Source organism: Bradyrhizobium sp. CCBAU 53351 (assembly GCF_015291745.1).
Lineage (GTDB): Bacteria > Pseudomonadota > Alphaproteobacteria > Rhizobiales > Xanthobacteraceae > Bradyrhizobium.
Genome location: NZ_CP030059.1, coordinates 5,078,155 through 5,095,634 on the forward strand (window position 1 = coordinate 5,078,155; position 17,480 = coordinate 5,095,634).

At 64.2% G+C, this 17,480-nt stretch carries 14 protein-coding genes; 3 read left to right on the top strand and 11 right to left on the bottom strand.

Annotated elements, in window-relative coordinates:
- Positions 1 to 135: 135 nt before the first annotated feature.
- The 6 genes from flhB to flgB form a co-directional block, all read right to left on the bottom strand.
- Positions 136 to 1,215, bottom strand: a complete 1,080-nt coding sequence (flhB, locus tag XH83_RS24210) for a flagellar biosynthesis protein FlhB (protein ID WP_194403222.1) — start codon at positions 1,213 to 1,215, stop codon at positions 136 to 138.
- Between the two features lie 10 nt (positions 1,216 to 1,225).
- A complete protein-coding gene (gene fliR, locus XH83_RS24215; RefSeq protein ID WP_194403223.1) occupies positions 1,226 to 1,996 on the bottom strand; it encodes a flagellar biosynthetic protein FliR in 771 nt (256 codons plus the stop codon).
- 17 nt (positions 1,997 to 2,013) lie between these two features.
- On the bottom strand, positions 2,014 to 2,277 hold the full coding sequence (gene fliQ, locus XH83_RS24220) for a flagellar biosynthesis protein FliQ (protein ID WP_015684971.1): 264 nt from the start codon (positions 2,275 to 2,277) through the stop codon (positions 2,014 to 2,016).
- Positions 2,278 to 2,391: 114 nt separating this feature from the next.
- Positions 2,392 to 2,712: a flagellar hook-basal body complex protein FliE gene (fliE, locus tag XH83_RS24225; RefSeq protein ID WP_194403224.1), complete on the bottom strand. Its 321-nt coding sequence runs from the start codon at positions 2,710 to 2,712 to the stop codon at positions 2,392 to 2,394.
- Between the two features lie 16 nt (positions 2,713 to 2,728).
- The gene (gene flgC / locus XH83_RS24230) at positions 2,729 to 3,154 is read right to left on the bottom strand and encodes a flagellar basal body rod protein FlgC (protein ID WP_194403225.1); all 426 of its coding nucleotides are present in this window, start codon (positions 3,152 to 3,154) and stop codon (positions 2,729 to 2,731) included.
- A gap of 41 nt (positions 3,155 to 3,195) precedes the next feature.
- Positions 3,196 to 3,600: a flagellar basal body rod protein FlgB gene (flgB, locus tag XH83_RS24235; protein ID WP_194403226.1), complete on the bottom strand. Its 405-nt coding sequence runs from the start codon at positions 3,598 to 3,600 to the stop codon at positions 3,196 to 3,198.
- A gap of 354 nt (positions 3,601 to 3,954) precedes the next feature.
- On the opposite strand from flgB, the gene XH83_RS24240 reads away from it, so the two are divergent.
- Together XH83_RS24240 and fliP are read left to right on the top strand one after the other, a co-directional pair.
- Positions 3,955 to 4,935, top strand: a complete 981-nt coding sequence (locus XH83_RS24240) for a flagellar biosynthetic protein FliO (RefSeq protein WP_194403227.1) — start codon at positions 3,955 to 3,957, stop codon at positions 4,933 to 4,935.
- Entirely contained in the window at positions 4,932 to 5,693 is a 762-nt protein-coding gene (gene fliP / locus XH83_RS24245) for a flagellar type III secretion system pore protein FliP (protein ID WP_194403228.1), read from the top strand. Before XH83_RS24240 ends, fliP begins: the two co-directional genes overlap by 4 nt.
- Positions 5,694 to 5,825: 132 nt before the next feature.
- On the opposite strand, the gene XH83_RS24250 is transcribed toward fliP, so the two are convergent.
- From XH83_RS24250 to XH83_RS24260, 3 genes are all read right to left on the bottom strand, one after another.
- The gene (locus tag XH83_RS24250) at positions 5,826 to 9,554 is read right to left on the bottom strand and encodes a tetratricopeptide repeat protein (protein WP_194403229.1); all 3,729 of its coding nucleotides are present in this window, start codon (positions 9,552 to 9,554) and stop codon (positions 5,826 to 5,828) included.
- Positions 9,555 to 9,788: 234 nt separating this feature from the next.
- A complete protein-coding gene (locus XH83_RS24255) occupies positions 9,789 to 10,682 on the bottom strand; it encodes a tetratricopeptide repeat protein (protein WP_246776313.1) in 894 nt (297 codons plus the stop codon).
- A 58-nt stretch (positions 10,683 to 10,740) separates the two neighbouring features.
- Positions 10,741 to 11,391 carry a FecR domain-containing protein gene (locus XH83_RS24260; protein WP_194403230.1) on the bottom strand — a complete coding sequence of 217 codons (651 nt, stop codon included), beginning with the start codon at positions 11,389 to 11,391 and terminating at the stop codon, positions 10,741 to 10,743.
- 367 nt (positions 11,392 to 11,758) lie between these two features.
- On the opposite strand from XH83_RS24260, the gene XH83_RS24265 reads away from it, so the two are divergent.
- A complete protein-coding gene (locus XH83_RS24265) occupies positions 11,759 to 15,904 on the top strand; it encodes a VCBS domain-containing protein (RefSeq protein ID WP_246776314.1) in 4,146 nt (1,381 codons plus the stop codon).
- 20 nt (positions 15,905 to 15,924) lie between these two features.
- Here the strand turns inward: XH83_RS24265 and XH83_RS24270 are convergent, their stop codons facing one another.
- Both XH83_RS24270 and XH83_RS24275 read right to left on the bottom strand, forming a co-directional pair.
- Positions 15,925 to 16,122, bottom strand: a complete 198-nt coding sequence (locus XH83_RS24270) for a hypothetical protein (protein ID WP_194403231.1) — start codon at positions 16,120 to 16,122, stop codon at positions 15,925 to 15,927.
- Positions 16,123 to 16,713: 591 nt separating this feature from the next.
- Entirely contained in the window at positions 16,714 to 17,478 is a 765-nt protein-coding gene (locus XH83_RS24275; RefSeq protein ID WP_194403232.1) for a MotE family protein, read from the bottom strand.
- Between the last annotated feature and the right edge of the window lie 2 nt (positions 17,479 to 17,480).

The following is a 17,480-nucleotide window of genomic DNA, read 5'->3' on the forward strand; positions in this document are numbered from 1 at the left end:
TCGGCAGAGAATCAACGCGCCACGGGGCGCATGGGGTCCTCCCTGCCTGAATCGGACCCCGAGGTGCAAGGGCAGCGGGAGCGAAAGGTAAGCTGATTCCCAGATTACAGCCATTTCCGGACCTTTTCGGGTGTTTTAGCCGCGTCCGGCACGGAATCCCTGCTTCAGCCGCATGACGTAACCGATCACCTCGGCGACCGCGTGATAGTGCTCGGTCGGGATTTCCTGGTCGATCTCGACGGTAGCGTAGAGCGCGCGGGCCAGCGGCACGTTCTCCACGATCGGGATGTCGTGCGCGCGCGCGATCTCCCGGATCTTGAAGGCGAGGTTGTCGACGCCCTTGGCGACGCAGATCGGCGCCGACATGCCGCGCTCGTAGGACAGCGCGATCGAATAGTGGGTCGGGTTGGTGATGATCACCGAGGCCTTGGGAACCGCCGCCATCATGCGCTTCTTGGAGCGCTGCTGCCGCAACTGCCTGAGCTTGCCCTTGATGTGCGGATCGCCTTCGGACTGCTTGAACTCTTCCTTGATCTCCTGGAGCGACATCTTCTGCCGCTGGAACCAGCTGCGATACTGGAAGAAATAATCGGCGATGGCGACGACCGCGAGCGCCGCGACCACAGCGCCGAGCAGATGAATGGTCATGCTGGTGCTGGCGCCGAGCATGGCGGCAGGATCGAGCCTGACCATCGCTTCCATGCGATGCCGCTCCGGCCACAGGATCATGGTCATGACCACGCCGAGCAGCACCAGCTTGCCGATGCCCTTGAGAAAATTGGCCGCCGCCTGCTTGCCGAAGATGCGCTCGAAGCCGGCGCCGGGCGAGATCTTGCTGAACTTCGGTGTCAGGGATTCGGTCGACCACACCAGCCGGTGCTGCAGCATGTTGCCGGCGACCGCCGCCAGCATCAGCATCAGCAGCGGCACGCCGATCGCCGCGAGAATGGCGAATTCGACGTGCTGCATCAGCGCCAGCAGCGCCTTGCCGTCGGTCTTGATCATCCAGGAATTGGCGAGCAGATTGCGCATCGGAGCCAGCAGCCCGCTGCCCACCGAACCCGAGAAGGTCGAGACCACGAGCGTGCCGCCCGCCATCATGAACCAGGTGTTGATCTCCTGGCTCTTGGCAACGTCGCCGCGCTCGAGCGCATCGTCCAGACGCTTTTGTGTCGGGTCTTCTGTTTGACTCTCTGGATCGTTGTCTTCCGCCATCGATCCCTCGTTACCTGAGCGGCATCAACTGGTGCATGACACCGATGAAGTAATCCAGATAGGTGCCCATCATCGCCGTGAGCACGACGGCGAGCACCAGGAAGCCTGCGAAGATGGAGAGCGGCACACCGACGAAATAGACCTGCATCTGCGGCATCAGCCGCGCCAGCACCCCTAAGCCGATGTTGAAGACGAGGCCGAACACCAGGAACGGCCCCGAAAGCTGCAGCCCTAAGCGAAACGCGGCGGCGAAGGCGCGGGTTGCGAGCGCGGCGACGTCGCCGCTCGACACGGTCTCGCCCGGCGAGAAGATCGTATAGCTGTCGTTCAGCGCCGCGATCACCAGATGATGGCTGTCGGTGGCGAACAGCAGCGTCACGCCCAGCATGGTCAGGAAGTTGCCGACCAGCACGCCCTGCTGTCCCTGCGTCGGATCGACCGAGGTGACGAAGCCGAGCCCCATCTGCTGCGCGATCACGGATCCCGCGACCTGCAGCGCCGACAGCGTCACGCGCGCGGTCGCGCCCAGCACGATGCCGATCGCGATCTCATGCAGCATCAGGACCAGCAGCGGCGCCAGCGAGCCCATGTCGACCTGGTAGGCGTTGCGGTGCAGCGGCAGGATGATCATCGTCAGCAGCAGCGCGATCGAGAGCTTGATCCGGGTCGGAATGTTGGTCTCGCCGAGCCCCGGCAACAGCATCACCATCGCGCCGACCCGGGCGAAGACGAGCATGAAGGAAGCGGCGAGCGCCGGCAGCAGCGAGACGTCGATGCGCATAATTGCCGCATCTTGCCTCAGCCGCCGATGATTCGCGACGAGATCCGCAGCATGTGGGAATGCAGCGCGTCGGCCATGAACGGCAGCGCCAGCAGCATCGTGGCAAAGATGGCGAGGATCTTCGGCACGTAGATCAGCGTCTGTTCCTGGATCTGCGTCAGCGCCTGGAACAGCGACACGATGACGCCGACCACGAGGCCCACCACCATCAGGGGTGAGGACACGATCACGATCGTCCAGATCGCATCGCGCGCAACGTCGAGGGTCTCGGGTCCGGTCATTTGGGAATTCTCACTGTAAGTATTTCCGTCATTCCGGGGTTCGCGAAGCGAGAGCCTGGAATCTTAAGGTTCCGGGCTCGGTGCTTCGCACCGCCCCGGAATGACCGGTGCAAATCAGATCGGCATCTTCATGATGTCTTCATAGGCCGCGATCATGCGGTCGCGGACCGAGACCAGGGTGGACACCGCGACGTCGGTGTCGGCGACCGCGGTCACCACGTCCATCACATTGGCCTTGCCGGAGGCCATCGCGACCGTCTGCGCATCGGACTTGCGGCCGGACTCCATGACGCTGCCGACGGCGTCCTTCAGCAGCGAGGCAAAGGACTGCCCGCCGGCCTCGGTGCCCTTACCGGCACCGGCACCGGCGCCGGTGTTGTCCAGCACGCGGGCGAGGTTGGCATATGCATTGGCGGCGACTGACGGTGATGCCATGGCTCAATTGTCCTGTTCAGCTCTTGAGGATGTCGAGCGTGCGCTGGATCATCCGGCGCGTCGCACTGATGATGTTGAGGTTGGCCTCGTAGGACCGCTGCGCATCGCGCATGTCGGTCATCTCGACCACCGAGTTCACGTTGGGATATTTGACGTTGCCGCTGGCGTCCGCGACCGGATTGTTCGGCTCGTATTTGACGCGGAAGTTCGACTGGTCGGGCTTGATCTTGCCGAGGGTGACGACCTGCGCGTCGAGCGAGCGGTCGAGCGCGGAGGAGAAGGTCGGAACCTTGCGCCGGTAGGGATCGCCGCCTGACGTCTGCGCGGTCGAATCCGCGTTCGCGATGTTTTCCGAGATCACCCGCATGCGGCCGGCTTGCGCCCGCAGACCGGAGGTCGCGATCGCCATGGAGCGGGCAAAGTCGCTGCTGTCATTGGCCATGATGCGCCTCCTCTAGCCGTTCTGTTCCGTCGATCATGCGGCTAGCCCTTGCCAATCGCGGTCTTGAGCAGATGCAGGCTCTTCGAATAGAGCGAGGTCGCTGCCGCGTAGTCCATCTGGTTGCTGGCGGCCTTCATCATCTCCTCTTCGAGATTGACGGCGTTGCCCGCGGGGCGGGTTTCGAAGCCCGCGTTCTTGTTCTGGTCGAATCCGGACGCCGCGCCCGACGGGGTCATGTGAGAGCCGCTGGTGCGCATCATCGCCAAGGGTCCCATCGAGCCGGTGACGGCCCCGGACTTGTCGAGTTTCGGCTCGACCAGGTCGCGCGGCCGGAATTTGGGCGTATCGGAATTGGAGACGTTCTCGGACAGGACGCGCTGGCGTTCCTGGTGCCACTGCATCTTGGTGCGAAGCGCCGACAGTACCGGGAGGTCGTTGATGGACATCGTCGCGGCTCCTTCCGCCTCTCACGGACCCCTGAGGTCCGCAGCTAGGCAGAATTTGCCGTGTGTATGGTTAACAGCTGGTTAAGAGGATCCCCGACACATGTCCCCGTGCGGGACAGTCAACTACGCCCCCCGTGTTTCTACGTCTCCAAAAGTGGCATTAACCCAACCGTTTGGCGGCGCCGGCACGGGCCAAGAAGTCGTTTTGGATCGAGCGATTCATGGGTTATTAAGAGTTGGGGACGGCAAAACTTGCCGTGGGACGTTAAGAAATCGCAGTTTGGGGCATCGTAGGCCGGTGGTTGGCGCATCCGACCATGGGCACGACAGAAGCGCCATTTGTCGGGGACAAGTATGCAAGGCAGCCCTATCACCTTCATCGTCGCGTTCATCGTCGTCCTGGCGTTGATCGGCGTCGCTGCTTGGCTGGTTCGCCGATTCGCCACCAGCCGGCTCGGCGCCAACACCCAGCGCGGCAGGATGCCCCGCCTTGCCGTGATCGATGCCGCCGCGGTCGACGGAAGGCGCCGCCTGGTGCTGGTCCGGCGTGACAATGTCGAGCACCTCCTGATGATCGGCGGCCCCACCGACATCGTCGTCGAGCCCAACATCGTTCGCGCCGCGCATGGCCGCGATCAGCTGCCGCAGCGTCCCAACGCCGCCGAGCCGCCGCGCCTCGCCCCGATGCCCGATGCCGGCGGCTGGGCCGACGAAGCGCCGCGGCCCGAGCTGCTCGATCATCCCGAGCCGCAAATGCCGGAGCCGCCGCCGCGGCCCGCACGCCCGTCCTTCGCCGACGAACTGCGCCGGCCCGCTCCCGCGCTGGCCGAACGCCGCAGCGAACCACCGATGGGCGGCTTTCCGCCCGAACCGATCGCGCCGCGTCCCGAGCGCGAACCGCGCCCCGAGCCGCTGCCGCCGCGCGTCCCGCGCAGCGAGCCGCCGCTGATGCCGCGTCCGCCGCGTCAGAGCGAGCCGGCCAAGATGCCGCCACCGCGCGCCGAGCGCGCCGCCACACCGCCGCCTCCTCCGCCCGTGCCGCAGGCGCCGCCCGTTCCGCCGCCGGCGCCCGCTCCCGCGAGCCCTTCGAGCGCCGAGCAGAACCTCGCCGAAATGGCGCAGCGGTTAGAGGCTGCGCTACGCCGCCCCGCCGGCGAAACGGTCGCCCCTCCCGTCGCGCCGGAGCCCCCTGCCGCGCCGCCCCCGCGGGCGGCACGCAGCGAGCCGGCGGCGCCACCGGCTCCGCCGCCGAAGCCGGCCGCGGAAAAGACCAGCTTTGAAAACCTCGAAGACGAGATGGCCTCGCTGCTCGGCCGTCCGAAGCCGTCTTCGTGAGGCTGCTGTCCCTCCCGCGTAGAGTTGTTTTCCTTTCTGTCCTGATCGCCGCGGCTTCGCTCGCGGGCCCTGCGCATGCGCAGGACATCAGCATCAATCTCGGCGGCGGCGGTGCTGGCGGTGGCGGCGTCACCGAGCGCGCGATCCAGCTCATCGCGCTGCTCACCGTGCTGTCGATCGCTCCGTCGATCCTGATCATGATGACGTCGTTCACGCGCATCGTGGTCGTGCTGTCGCTACTGCGCACCGCGATGGGCACGGCGACCGCACCACCGAACTCGGTGATCATCGCGCTCGCGATGTTCCTCACCTTCTTCGTGATGGGCCCGGTGCTGCAGAAATCCTACGACGACGGCATCCGGCCGCTGGTCGCCAACCAGATCGGCGTCGAGGACGCGCTGCAGCGCGCCTCCGTCCCCCTGCGCGGCTTCATGCAGAAGAACGTGCGCGAGAAGGACCTCAAGCTGTTTCTGGATCTCTCGGGCGAAGCGGCACCGGCCACCCCCGACGACCTCGCCCTTCGCATCCTCGTCCCGGCCTTCATGATCTCCGAGTTGAAGCGCGCCTTCGAGATCGGCTTCCTGTTGTTCCTGCCCTTCCTGATCATCGACCTCGTCGTCGCTTCCGTGCTGATGTCGATGGGCATGATGATGCTGCCGCCTGCGACGATCTCGCTGCCGTTCAAGCTGATCTTCTTCGTGTTGGTCGACGGCTGGTCGCTGGTGGCGGGGAGCCTGGTGCAGAGTTACGGCGGGTGAGGGGAACATCGCCCCTTCCACAAGGAAAGCCGGCCTTGTCCCGCATCAACAACGGAGTTGCACTCCCTCTCCCGCTTGCGGGAGAGGTGCCCCCAGCCAGCAGTGATTGGTTTCAACCTGAAGCCGTCGGTGTTACCGCGTCATCTTGATCTGCCGCACCACCGGGATCGTGGGCAGCGAGCCGGTGTGCTCCGCTTCGTCCTTGGCGTGGGGGGCGGCCGGTGCGCGGGCGGTGGCGTCAGGGAAGCGCTGCTTCATCTCGCGCAGGAAGCCGTCGAGCGTGTCGACGCTGGCAGCGAGCTTGGCGATCTCGGCGAATTCGGCGCTGGAGGCCGCGGCCGGCTTGCTGGCGATGTCGAAGGCGAGACGGTCGGCGCTCTCGCTCATCAGCGGCGCGTATTTCTCGCGGAAGCGCGACAGGCCGATCGAGTCGTCGGCGAGCGCATAGCCGACGGCGGCGCGGATGATGTCGCTCTTCTCCACCGCGTTGAGCGGCTTGAAGTCACGGAAGCGCTCGCCGTAATAGAGCTCGATCTGCTCGGCGGACTCGCGCCAGCGCCGTGCCGCCCAGAAGATGTCGGAGCGCAGGCGGAGCACCTCGCGCCCGGAGACGTTGGAGACGATGTCGAGCGCGAGATCGTGACGGCCGACGTCGCTCTGCGCGCGCGCCTCCAGCAGCAGGCGCTGCTGCCTGAGCTCGCCGGAGAGATCGCTGATGCGGCTGGCGCGCAGCGCGGTGATCGCCATGTCGGGCTTGCGGTTGGCGAGATAGATCATGGAAAGGCGTGCGGCGACCTGGGCACGCGCGGCGCCTTCGAGGCGATGGTCGACCTGGTACTGCAGGAGCTCGGCAGCCTGATCGAGCAGATCGATCGAGGCGAGACGGTCGGCGAGCCGGCGGATCAGTTCGTCGCCGCGACGGCCGATCGGCGTCAGCTCGCGAAACTCGTAGAACATCCCGAGCGCTTCGACCGGCGGCAGCTCGTCACCCTTCGGTCCCAGGAAAATCTGCGTGAACAGCTCGGAGGCGAGATCCTGTGCCTGACGGGAGGCTTCCGCGTTCGGCTGCAGCCGCGTCGCGGTGCGCGCCGCGGTGAGCGCGTCGCGGTAGCGACCGCTGTCGGCATACATCCGCGACAGCATCTGCAGCGTCCTGACCTCGATCGTGTCGCCGCGCCAGGTCATGGACAGGGTCTCGAGCTCGCGCAGCGCGTCTTCCTTGCCGATCTCGTCGCGCTTCTGCCGCAGCGCGACTTCGAGCTGCTTGGCCTCGGCGGCCGCCGGCCGGTCCGCCGAGGCGGCAGCGAATTTGTAATCGTCGAGCGCGTCCTTGTCGTGGCCGAGCGCCTCGGCGAGCCGGCCGCGCAGCACGGCGAAGCCGGGCGCAGCCTCGGGCGAGACGCCGACCACCTCGAGCTCGCTGCGGCGCTTGGAAGCGCCGGCATAATCCTTCACCTCCAGCGACGCGCGCATCGCATCCATCGTCACGATGCGCTGGATGTCGAGCGGCAGCGAGGCGATGGCAAATTCGACGTTCTTGAACTTCTCGCGCGCATCCGCCCATTTGCCCTGACGCGCAAAGGCGAGCGCCTTCCAGAGCTGGGAATCGTGGCTGTTGCCGATCACGGGATTGGCGAGGTCCTTCAGGCCCTGCGTCGGGCGGCCGATCAGGATGTTGGCGATCGCATGCATGATCAGCGCGCCGCTCTCCTCCTTGTTGAGGGGATCGGTCAGCATGACGTCGGTGACGGCCTTGGCCTCGTGATACATCGCACGCGACATGTAGAACTGCGCGAGGTCGAGCCGCGGCAGCGAGCGCAGCGCCGGCTCGACGGCCGAGATCGCCGTCAACAGCTCGCTCTGGCGTGCCATGAAGTTTTCCGACTGGCCCTTGCGCCAACCTTCGGGACTGAAGACCGGGCGGACCGCGGTCGGCGCGCGCTCGGCCGAGATGTCGACCGGCGACAGCGTCAATCCGCCCTTCTTGCCGAGGATCACCTTGTCGGAGCCGACCTCGACGCCGACCTCGTCGGAGTTCGGCCGGATCGCGATGCCATGCGCGGATTCCAGCAGCGAGAGATCGACGAGGTCCTGCCGCTTGATGAAGCCGCGCACCGGCCGCTGCGCGGTGACGACATAGAGCGTGTCGCCGGCGTCGGGATCGGTGAGCTTGTGCAATTGGCCGGGATTCGCGAAGGGGATCGCGATGTTGGCGAGCGCGGGGTCAGTGATGTTGCGCGACATCATCAGCGGCAGCGGCGTCGCCGAGATCTTGTCCGCGAGCGTCAGAAGCCAGTTGGTCTCCTTGCCGACCTCCTCGCTCGCCAGCGAATAGACCAGCGGACGGGTGAGACGGATGCGCACCGCCTGCCCCTTGTCGAGCGGGATGCGGCCGACCTCCCCGATCATCGCGCCGCCCCTGGCGCGGATCGCCTCGACATCGATCGGCTTCGGCGTATCGAACACCAGCCACACCGTGTCGCCGCGGCGGAACGCGGCCGCGGGCGTTGCGACGGGAATCGGGAACGTCACGCGCAAGCCGTCGCTGTCGCGGCGCGCATCGACGCTGGCGATGCTCGGCTGCGGCGCGGCCGGCGCAGCCTTTGCGGTTTCCTTGGCACCTTCCTTGACCGGCTCCTTCGCGGCCTCTTTCGGCGCTTCGGCAGGCGCGGGCTTGGCCGGCGGGGCCGCAGCTTCAGCGACGGGGGCTACGGGCTTCGGGGCTTCCTTCAAAGCGTCTTTGGGCGCTTCCGGAGCATGCGCCACCTCAACCGCGGGCGCCGGCTTCGGCGCTTCAGCGGCCGGCATCGCGGCGGGCGCCTCCGGCTTGACGTCGGGCTTGGCGTCCATCCTGGCTTCGCGCGCGATCGTCTCGGAGGTCGGCGGCGCGATCTCGCGATGGGCCTCCTTCGGCTTCTCGGCCGCGGGCTTCTCGGGCGCCGGCTGAGGTCCGTGACCGGCGGGCTTCATCTGCGCGATCGCCGCCTCGGGCGTCGCAGCCATCTTGCCCTTGTCGGGCTGGAAAGACACGTCGACGACGTAGTTCTTCTCGTCGCGGAACGAATGCACGTCGGAATCGCCGATCAACGCGATCTCGACATTGGTCTGGTCGATGTCGGCCTTCTGCTTGATCGAGGCGACGTTCGGCGGCGCCGCGACGACCGCGTCCGCCAGGTCGAAATTGAGGTTGGCGTTGAAAGCGAGCGTGAGCTTCTGCTCGTTGAGCACGGAGGACACGCCGACACCGTCGGGCATCTCGAACACGAAGCGCACGAAGGTCGGCTGCACCGAGGCGCGCACGCGGATCGGCGGACGCTTCTTGGACTCGGCCGCGGCGCGCTGGGCACGCAGCGCGCGCTCGGCGACGCGTGCGCGCTCGGCAAGCTCCTTGACGACGTCCATCGGCAGGCTCGGCGGCGGTCCCTTCCAGCCCTCGGGCAAGAGGTCGATGAAGGTGCGCTCGCCGGCGTTCATGGTGTTGACGGTGACGCGCCGCGCCAGCGACAGGCGGATGGCGCTGCCGTCGGGATCGCGGCGCGCGGAATTGATGTAGTCAGGCGCGCCTGCCGGCACGCGATCGACGGGAACGTCGACGGGCCGGTCGAACCGGATGACGAGGATGGAACCCGCGGTCGTCACCTCGGAGGGAACGTCCTCGCCGAGCTTGATGACGAGACGGGCAAAGCCGCCGCCGGCCGAAAAACTCGCCTCGCCCCTGACCGGATCAGCCGCCCGGGCAGGGGTACCAAGGCCGATCAGCAGGCAGACCGCCAGCATGGCCGCGCTTCGGACATGACGCGACAGGCCCGGCGCGAAAGCGCGGGCGCGCGACACAAATCCAGCGGCAGCCTCTCGCCCCATTGGCGGCATGTCTTCCGTTTCGATGGTCCAGCACGGCACTGATGCCGGCCCCTGCCGTCGACTGTAGGTCTCGCCAATTAAGGACTTGTTAATGCTATATCTTGATTTGCTCTGGAGGCAGCACGCCGTGCCGCAATCGAGCGTCGACGGATCCGCCGTATTTGAATTTGAGACGCCGATGGTTAAGGATTTGTTAACACCTGCATAACGGTCCTGCCGGGGTTGGCCAGCCCCTCACGGCATCCCATAGCGGACAAAGGCTTCGTCGATTCGAGCGTCGATCTTCTTGGCCGCCGACATATCGCTTTGGCCACCATCTGTGTCGCCGAGCTTGAAGCGGGCAAGCCCTCGGCCGTACAGCGCGCTAGCAAGCTTGGGCGCGAACCGCAGCGCTGAGTTGTAATCATCTATCGCCGCGGAGAATTGCCCCATTTTCAGGTTTATAAGAGCTCGCGAGTCGTATGCTGCCGCGTTGTTCGTTTCCGATCGAAGCACAATATCGCAGTCTTCCAGCGCAGCCTGCAAAGCGCCAAGGACGGCTCGGGTCCAACAGCGGCCGCTCCGCGCCGCCTCCAGCTTCGGATCAAGGCGAATTGCCTCGTCATAGTCCCGCGCTGCACGGTCGTACGCGTTCGCCTTCAGGTACGCCGCCGCGCGGTTGGCATAGGCAGCGCCATAGTTCGGGTTGAGCTTGAGCGCCTCCTCAAAAGCGCTGATCGCGAGATCGTGCGCGCCCGTTCTCAGATAGGCCACGCCGAGGTTGTTGAAGGCTTTCGCATAATTCGGATCAAGCCTGGTCGCTTCGAGGAAATCCTTGATCGCGCGTTCGTAGTCGGCTTTAGCGCTATAGGCATTCCCCCTGTTGTTGTAGGCGACAACGAAGCCGTTCAGCGCCCCCTCGCCCGCTTCGATGAACGCCGTGCAGCCATCGATCCGAGCTTCGGGTGAGACGTGGTCTGAGCCGTTACACAGCTCAACCGTCTTGAGGGAGCTGCCCTTCTGCTTCTGCGCCCAGCCCGACGAACTGGACAGGACAAGCATAAGAGCGAGCATCACGGCCTGGATGAAACTGGCTCTTGCGGTCATTTCCACACCACGTGTCGAGTCCGACAGTGAATGAAGCGCCACTGCTCATTCTCCCCGGCCGGCGCTGCAGCGCTCGGCGGCTTCGGACCAAGCGAGTTTCTCAGCAGCCTCGACAGATGTTGAGCCTTCGACTGCTGCTTCGATCGGGCTCCGGCGCCGCGGATGTCGGTGGCTTCTTCAGGAGCTTGCTCTTGCCCTCTTCGATCAAGGTAGAGAATCTGACCGACCCATCATCCAAAATCTCGATGTGCGGCGTCGTGCCCCGGATCCCGAGCGTGGCGACGGGGGTATCGACCTTCATGTCGCCTGTCTTTGCGACGCTGCCTGCGACAAAAGTGAACGTTCCCTTGGCGAGATTGAATAGGCTCGCATTGGACTTGCCGGCCGGCTCATACACATAATGATCCAATACCATACGGGCGTTGCTCGATAGATTGAACGAGCTGCCGTCGGTAAAGTTGATGGCGACCCGGCCATCGACCCCCGTCTGCACCACATCACCAAGATAGACGGGATCACCCGTATTGGCCCGGATGGGGTCACCCGAGACATTCGCCTGAACGATCACTGCGCCCGCATGTTCGATTGTGACCGAGCCGGTGGCAACCACCACCTTCCCAATCGGTTTCGATGACGAGGTAGCGACGGCGGGCTTGGCGGAATCGATTTGCGCTCGAGCCGCACCCGGTAAGAAGCAGGCAAGCGCCACAACGAGGACGGTCGCCAGAGCGGCTATCGCAGGTCTGCACATGATCCCCCCTTTCTGAGAAGATCTTGCCGCTAATCGGCGGTCTATTCTCTGACCCGCGCGACGGAGCCACAATAAATATAATATTGTTTAATTTTATTAACTGGACTACCTTATCTCCGGCGCGGTGCAAGCACCATCAATTAAATAAATCTCGTTTGTCAATTTAATCACATTGGCGGGAGGGGCACGGCGGGGAATGGGCGGTAAGCTTCGCTGTCCCCGGCGCAATGCGTCTCCCTCTCAGACTTGATTTCTTTCGGCGGGCAAGCCTTCGGGGCTGCCAGCGCCAGGAAATTTTGTGCCTTGGCGAGGACCCGAGCAAGGCAGCACGCCGAGCCTGAAACGATCACCCAGGCGAGGGCGAGCCATGCTAGTTGCTTCCGGCATCCAGGTTGATAACGGGGCCGCCATGGCCCTGCCCGCCGAACTCATCGGCCATATTCCGACAGTGATCGGTCGCTGCACGCTGACGCGAGCGAGCGGCATCGCCACGCAGGCAGTGGCTGGTGCGCCTATCTACCGGGGCGACGTGCTGGAGACCGATGCCGACGGACAGATCACAATTCGCTTCATCGACGGTACTTTCTTCAATATCGGCTGCGGCACTCGCGTTGAGCTGAGCGAGTTCGTCTTCGACGCCGAAGGCATGCCACTTGCAGCCCTGTTCGACGTGACCCGAGGGAGCTTCAGTTTCGTACCAGGCCGGCTGGCACAAGCCGGAGCGCTCCAGCTGAATACCCCCATTGCAGGCATTCGCGCCCGAGGGCACGCGGGCGGTTTCGGGATGCTGACGCTTGCAGCATTGACTTTCTCGGCCGCGCAAGACGCCGAGGCGGCGGATCCGGATGTCACATTCCTGGATGACGATTCCATCACCTACAAGGACCTTGCGCACGGTGCATTCGAGCTCGTGACCAAGGAGCGGATCCCGCGGCACATCATCGTCGAAGATCCCGGCGAGACGATCGTCATCAAGAAGGTGGGATCAACCATCAGCGTCAACCAGGTCACGAACACGTCCGCTCGCATGGACGAATTGCGCGCCGCTCAGCAGGACGTGCTCGCCAATCTCTCCGACGGGCAAGGTCCACACGGATCGAGCACACCACCCTTTGTCAAATCCCTGTCGCTGCAGCCGATCAATTTCATTCCGTCCGATGCGCCCACGCCGCAGAACCTGCTGGCCCCAGTGACACCATTCGCTATTCCCGTTTTCGACCCTGTGCCGCCGACGCTCAGCACGGGAGCGGGGCCAACCGAACTCGATACGGTGGTGTTTGATACATTCACTCCGACGAGCGGAGTTTTTGCCGCCAGCAGCACCAGCAGCGGCGCCAAGCTGACCTTTGGTGTCATAGGGGCGGCCGCCGGCGAGACGATCCTCGACGGAGTGACATACGATCTGTCAAAGCCAAGTCCGTACGGGACGCTCTACGTCAACAGTGCGAGCGGTGCCTACACGTTCGTGCCTGACAGCGCCGCGATCAATGCGTTGAAGGCACCCTCGACCGACGATTTCGTCATCACGGTTTCCGACGGCCTCAATTCTGCGAGCAAGACGTTCACAATCATCATCAACGGTGTCAACGACGCTGCAATCATCTCTGGCAATACGACCGGTTCGACCATCGAGGCTGGCGGCATAGACAATGGAGCGCCCGGCACGCCGATTGCGACCGGCACCCTTTCCGATACCGACGTCGACGATCCGCCCAATACGTTCACGGCGGTGAGTTCGCCAACCACCAGCACCGGTGGCTATGGCACCTTCACGATGACAGCGTCCGGCGTGTGGACCTACACTTTGGACAACGCCAATCCCGCAGTGCAGCGACTCAATGCCGGCGACACGCTCACCGACAACTTTACGGTGACCACGAGCGGAGGCACCGCCCAAGTGGTGACGATCACGATCCACGGAGCCAGTGATGCCGCGATCGTTTCCGGCGCAACGACCGGCGCAGTGATCGAGGCTGGCGGCCTCGCCAATGCAAACCCCGGCACGCCCACCGCGACCGGCATCCTCACCGATACGGACGTCGACACGACCGCAAATGCTTTCACGGCGGTCGCCTCGCCAACGGCGAGCACCGCCGGCTATGGCACCTTCACCATGACGACAGCCGGCGTGTGGACCTATGAGCTCGACAATATCAACGCTGCGGTGCAGGCGCTCAACACCGGCGAGACATTGACCGATATGTTCACAGTGACCACCCTGGACGGAACTGCCCAGGTCGTGACGGTCACCATCCAAGGCACCAACGATGCTGCCATCGTTTCAGGCACCCCGACCGGCTCGGTGACTGAGGCCGGCGGCATCGCCGATGCGACACCCGGCAGCCCGAGCGCAACGGGCACGCTCTCTGCCGCCGACGTCGACAATGCGCCTAACACCTTCACCGCGGTGAGTTCGCCGAGGGCAAGCACGAATGGGTATGGCACTTTTACGTTAACCGCCGCCGGCGTGTGGACCTATACGCTCGACAACGCCAGCGGCGCGGTGCAGGCGCTCAATGCCGGCGGTACGCTCACCGACAGTTTCACTGTCACAACCCTCGACGGCACGCCGCAGGTGGTGACGATCACCATTCAGGGCAGCAACGACGCGGCCCTCATTTCTGGCACCACGACCGGCTCGGTGACCGAGGCAGGAACTTTCTCGCCTGGCGCTCCCATCGCGACGGGCACGCTCACCGATACAGACGTCGACAACCCGCCGAACACGTTCACCGCAGTCTCTTCGACAGCAAGTGACGGCGGATACGGCACCTTCACGATGACCGCGGCCGGCGTATGGACTTACACCCTAGATAACAACAACAGCGTGGTTCAGGCGCTCGACGTCGGCGACACGTTGACCGACACGTTCACGGTAACGGCCATCGACGGTACGACGCAGACGGTGACCGTCGCCATTCATGGCGCCAGCGATGCAGACCCCAACGATTTTGATAACTTGGCCACGGGATCTGCAGTGATCTCCGATCCTCCGAACGTGTATGGAACACCGGGGAGCGAAACCATCGCCGGCGGCGGCGACCGAGGTCAGATCATCTACGCGGGAGCGAGCAGCGATACCGTCAACGGCACGGGCAAATCCGACGTTCTCTATGGCGGCTCAGGCGATGACACCATCAAGGGCAACGATGGGAATGACGTGATCTATGGCGGCTCAGGCAGCGATACAATCAACGGCAACAACGGCAATGACGTCATAACCGGTGGTTTTGGTGCGGATCAACTCACCGGCAGCAATGGCAACGACCGCTTCGCTTATTTGTTCGTAGCCGATTCCAACGCAAACCAGTACGACACCATCACGGACTTCGCCTCGGGGGCTGACAAGATCGACCTGACTGCCTTTGGCGCGCTTGGGTTTGTCATATTGGCCTTGAGTTCAACCAGCACCGTCGTGCCGGCACATACGATCGCCTGGCTCTACGACAGCGCGGCCAATCAAACGATCGTGTACGTCAATCCGACGGATCAGACCCTGCATGTCGGCGATTCCGGTCTGCTCGAAATTCATTTGCAGGGGGTTGCAACCATCGACGCGTCGGACTTCATCACGGCGCCGGCGGCGGCACCGGTGATGGCGGTAGCCGGCGATCTGCTCGACCTCACCGCAACCGCGCAAAATGACGCGACCGCCGTGATGACGACCACTTCCGAAGTCTCGTCCGATGTCGGCGGCGGCGACGGCACGCTTCTCGCTGCGGGGAGTTCGGCAATCCAACCAACCGAGCCGGCCTCAAGCCTCGATTCGAGCTGGGACCAGATCGCAGCGAGCGGATATTCCAGCTTGCCCGGTTCAGACGAGGTGCAAACGCTCGTGATCGAAACGCCCCGCAGCGACGCCGCACCTGCCCCAGCCGGTGCGCTGGCGGTGATCATGCAGCACATGGTCACACCCACGGAGACCAGCTTTGTCTTCGACAACCTGACCGGTTTCGACGCCGCCTCAATGGCTGGCAAAAGCGGCACGATTGCCGCGAGTGGCCAGGTGCCCGACATTCCGATCGCCATGCTGAATTTTGCCCATGACGCTGCCGAACACCACGCTGGAGGCAGGTTTGCGCCGGGGAGCGATGCTGACGACGGCACCTTGCCACCGGGACGCGCCGCCAAGGCGGCTCATGCCCATGATCAAACCGGCGATGAAACGGCAGACACGACGCTCAACCCAAGCCTCCTGAAGTCAGCGACCGGCGGCGTCAACCATTTGCCGACCGGCGAGGCGGAGCAGCACAACCTGTCCCAGGGAGCGTCTGGATCCCACCCCGCCGGTCCGCAGCAACTCGGCGGCTCGTTCGAGTTTAGAGGTGACGCTTCGCCTGGCTCACTGCACAGCGCAGTGTTGGATCGTCTCTCGGACATCGTCGGTCAGCACGAGCAGGATAAGGGATTCCATGCGTCCGAGCTGGCGTCCATGCCTGAAACATCCGGTGTTGAGTCGCCTCACGGCGCAGGAACAATTCACGGCCATGTGTTGCACGATCTGATCGTATGACGCTCAGGTCGATTGCGTCTTCAGTGTTGCTTGTCGGCGCCTTCTGGCGCCGAGGAGTTCTGTACGCCGAGGGGAGATCCATCATCGTTACCGTCGTCAACTTCTGGCGGCGCTACATGCTGATGGCTAAGGGCGGACGTCCACGCTGATGTCATCGCCGCTATGAGCAGCCGGTTGACGGCCTCAATGACGCGCTCCGCTGCGGACGAGTAGTTCATGGCCTCCTCCTGCGCTGCCGATTGCGAACGGCCGAAGCGTAGGACCGCGGCTTGAGCGCAACTGTACGCCACTTCACACCTGCGCGCGTCAACTCATCGCAGTCCCAGAGGGTGCCGCCTGGTTCGACTGCATCCGCCGCGGGAGTTCGATCGAGTTGCTGGGCGCGCGCTCTCACAACCTTCGGCACGTTGCGGTTCGCGCGCGACTCTGAATCAGATGTGACCTCGGCGATGCGAATCGCATTGGTTAGCTTTTGGGGGGTAATCAATGAACGGAGAAGCCGGTTGCATTGTGTGTAGCAGGGCAAGAGCGGTCGTAGCGATCGTTCCGATCGCCAGCGGATACGCCCTGAAAACATTTGAGTGCTCCTGTTGCCATAGCACCCTGCAGCTCGTGACTCGCGTCACAGAGGCGCAGCTGATCAAGCAGCAGCTAGATACTCTTCCTCGGGTGGAGAAGCAGTTGCGCCCGCCTGTTCGCAGGGTGCAACAGGTCTTCGCGATTTAGGCACGCAAGGCTCTTGTTGGGCTCCAGTCGAACGACCACGCTGCAACGCGTCCGGTCGCGCTAGCTCTGTTCGCCTTGTGCCCTCAATTCGGCTTTTGCGTCGGCTTGCCCTCGATCTTGGGCAGCTCGGCGGCCGAGGCGGACTGATCGCCGCCGCCATTGGCGCGGCGGGCCATCTCGACCGTCAGCTTCTCCGCCGCTTCCGGCGACATCAGTCCCATGATGTCCGACATCTTCCGCGGCGCGATCGCCGAGGCGATCTCGATCAGCACGCCCATCTCGAGGCGGTCGAACACCCGCGCGGCGTCCTTGGGCTTCATGCCCTCGTACATGGTGACGAGGCCCTTCATGCGCTGGGCTTCGGCGGCCTTCTGCTCGGCCTGCGTCGCGGAGATGCGGGTTTCCACCGCCTTCATCTCCTCGACCTTGCCTTCGATGCGCTTCTCGGCCGATTTGAGCAGGCTTTCGCGGATGTCGATCTCGCGCTGACGGGCCTCGATCTCCTGGCGGCGCGCCTGCAACCGCTCGAGGATCGCGCGCTCGGAGGCCGAGACCTGCGGCTGGCCCTCCTCGACCTTGACCACGGTGCCTTCCGGCTTGGTCTCGGGCGCGGCGGGCTTCGGTGCCTCCTTCGGCGCGCCATGGGTCGAGCCGGTGATGATCTCGGGTTCCTCGCGGCCGGTCGGGAAGTTCAGGTTCTCCTGCGCCCAGGACTTCTTGGTCTGGTTCGGCTTGTAGTCGAAGACATAGCCGCCATTGATCACGAGGCCCGCGACCTTCAGCGTGGCGAGGCCAGCGACGGCAACCAGGACGACCGGAATGACGCGGATGTTACGAAAGGATTTCATAT

Coding starts and splice junctions, on each gene's coding strand:
- XH83_RS24270 (WP_194403231.1), bottom strand. CDS start 16,122: ATGAACTACTCGTCCGCAGCGGAGCGCGTCATTGAGGCCGTCAACCGG.
- flgB (WP_194403226.1), bottom strand. CDS start 3,600: ATGTCCATCAACGACCTCCCGGTACTGTCGGCGCTTCGCACCAAGATG.
- XH83_RS24250 (WP_194403229.1), bottom strand. CDS start 9,554: ATGGGGCGAGAGGCTGCCGCTGGATTTGTGTCGCGCGCCCGCGCTTTC.
- XH83_RS24275 (WP_194403232.1), bottom strand. CDS start 17,478: ATGAAATCCTTTCGTAACATCCGCGTCATTCCGGTCGTCCTGGTTGCC.
- flhB (WP_194403222.1), bottom strand. CDS start 1,215: ATGGCGGAAGACAACGATCCAGAGAGTCAAACAGAAGACCCGACACAA.
- XH83_RS24265 (WP_246776314.1), top strand. CDS start 11,759: ATGCTAGTTGCTTCCGGCATCCAGGTTGATAACGGGGCCGCCATGGCC.
- fliQ (WP_015684971.1), bottom strand. CDS start 2,277: ATGACCGGACCCGAGACCCTCGACGTTGCGCGCGATGCGATCTGGACG.
- fliE (WP_194403224.1), bottom strand. CDS start 2,712: ATGGCATCACCGTCAGTCGCCGCCAATGCATATGCCAACCTCGCCCGC.
- XH83_RS24240 (WP_194403227.1), top strand. CDS start 3,955: ATGCAAGGCAGCCCTATCACCTTCATCGTCGCGTTCATCGTCGTCCTG.
- flgC (WP_194403225.1), bottom strand. CDS start 3,154: ATGGCCAATGACAGCAGCGACTTTGCCCGCTCCATGGCGATCGCGACC.
- XH83_RS24260 (WP_194403230.1), bottom strand. CDS start 11,391: ATGTGCAGACCTGCGATAGCCGCTCTGGCGACCGTCCTCGTTGTGGCG.
- fliR (WP_194403223.1), bottom strand. CDS start 1,996: ATGCGCATCGACGTCTCGCTGCTGCCGGCGCTCGCCGCTTCCTTCATG.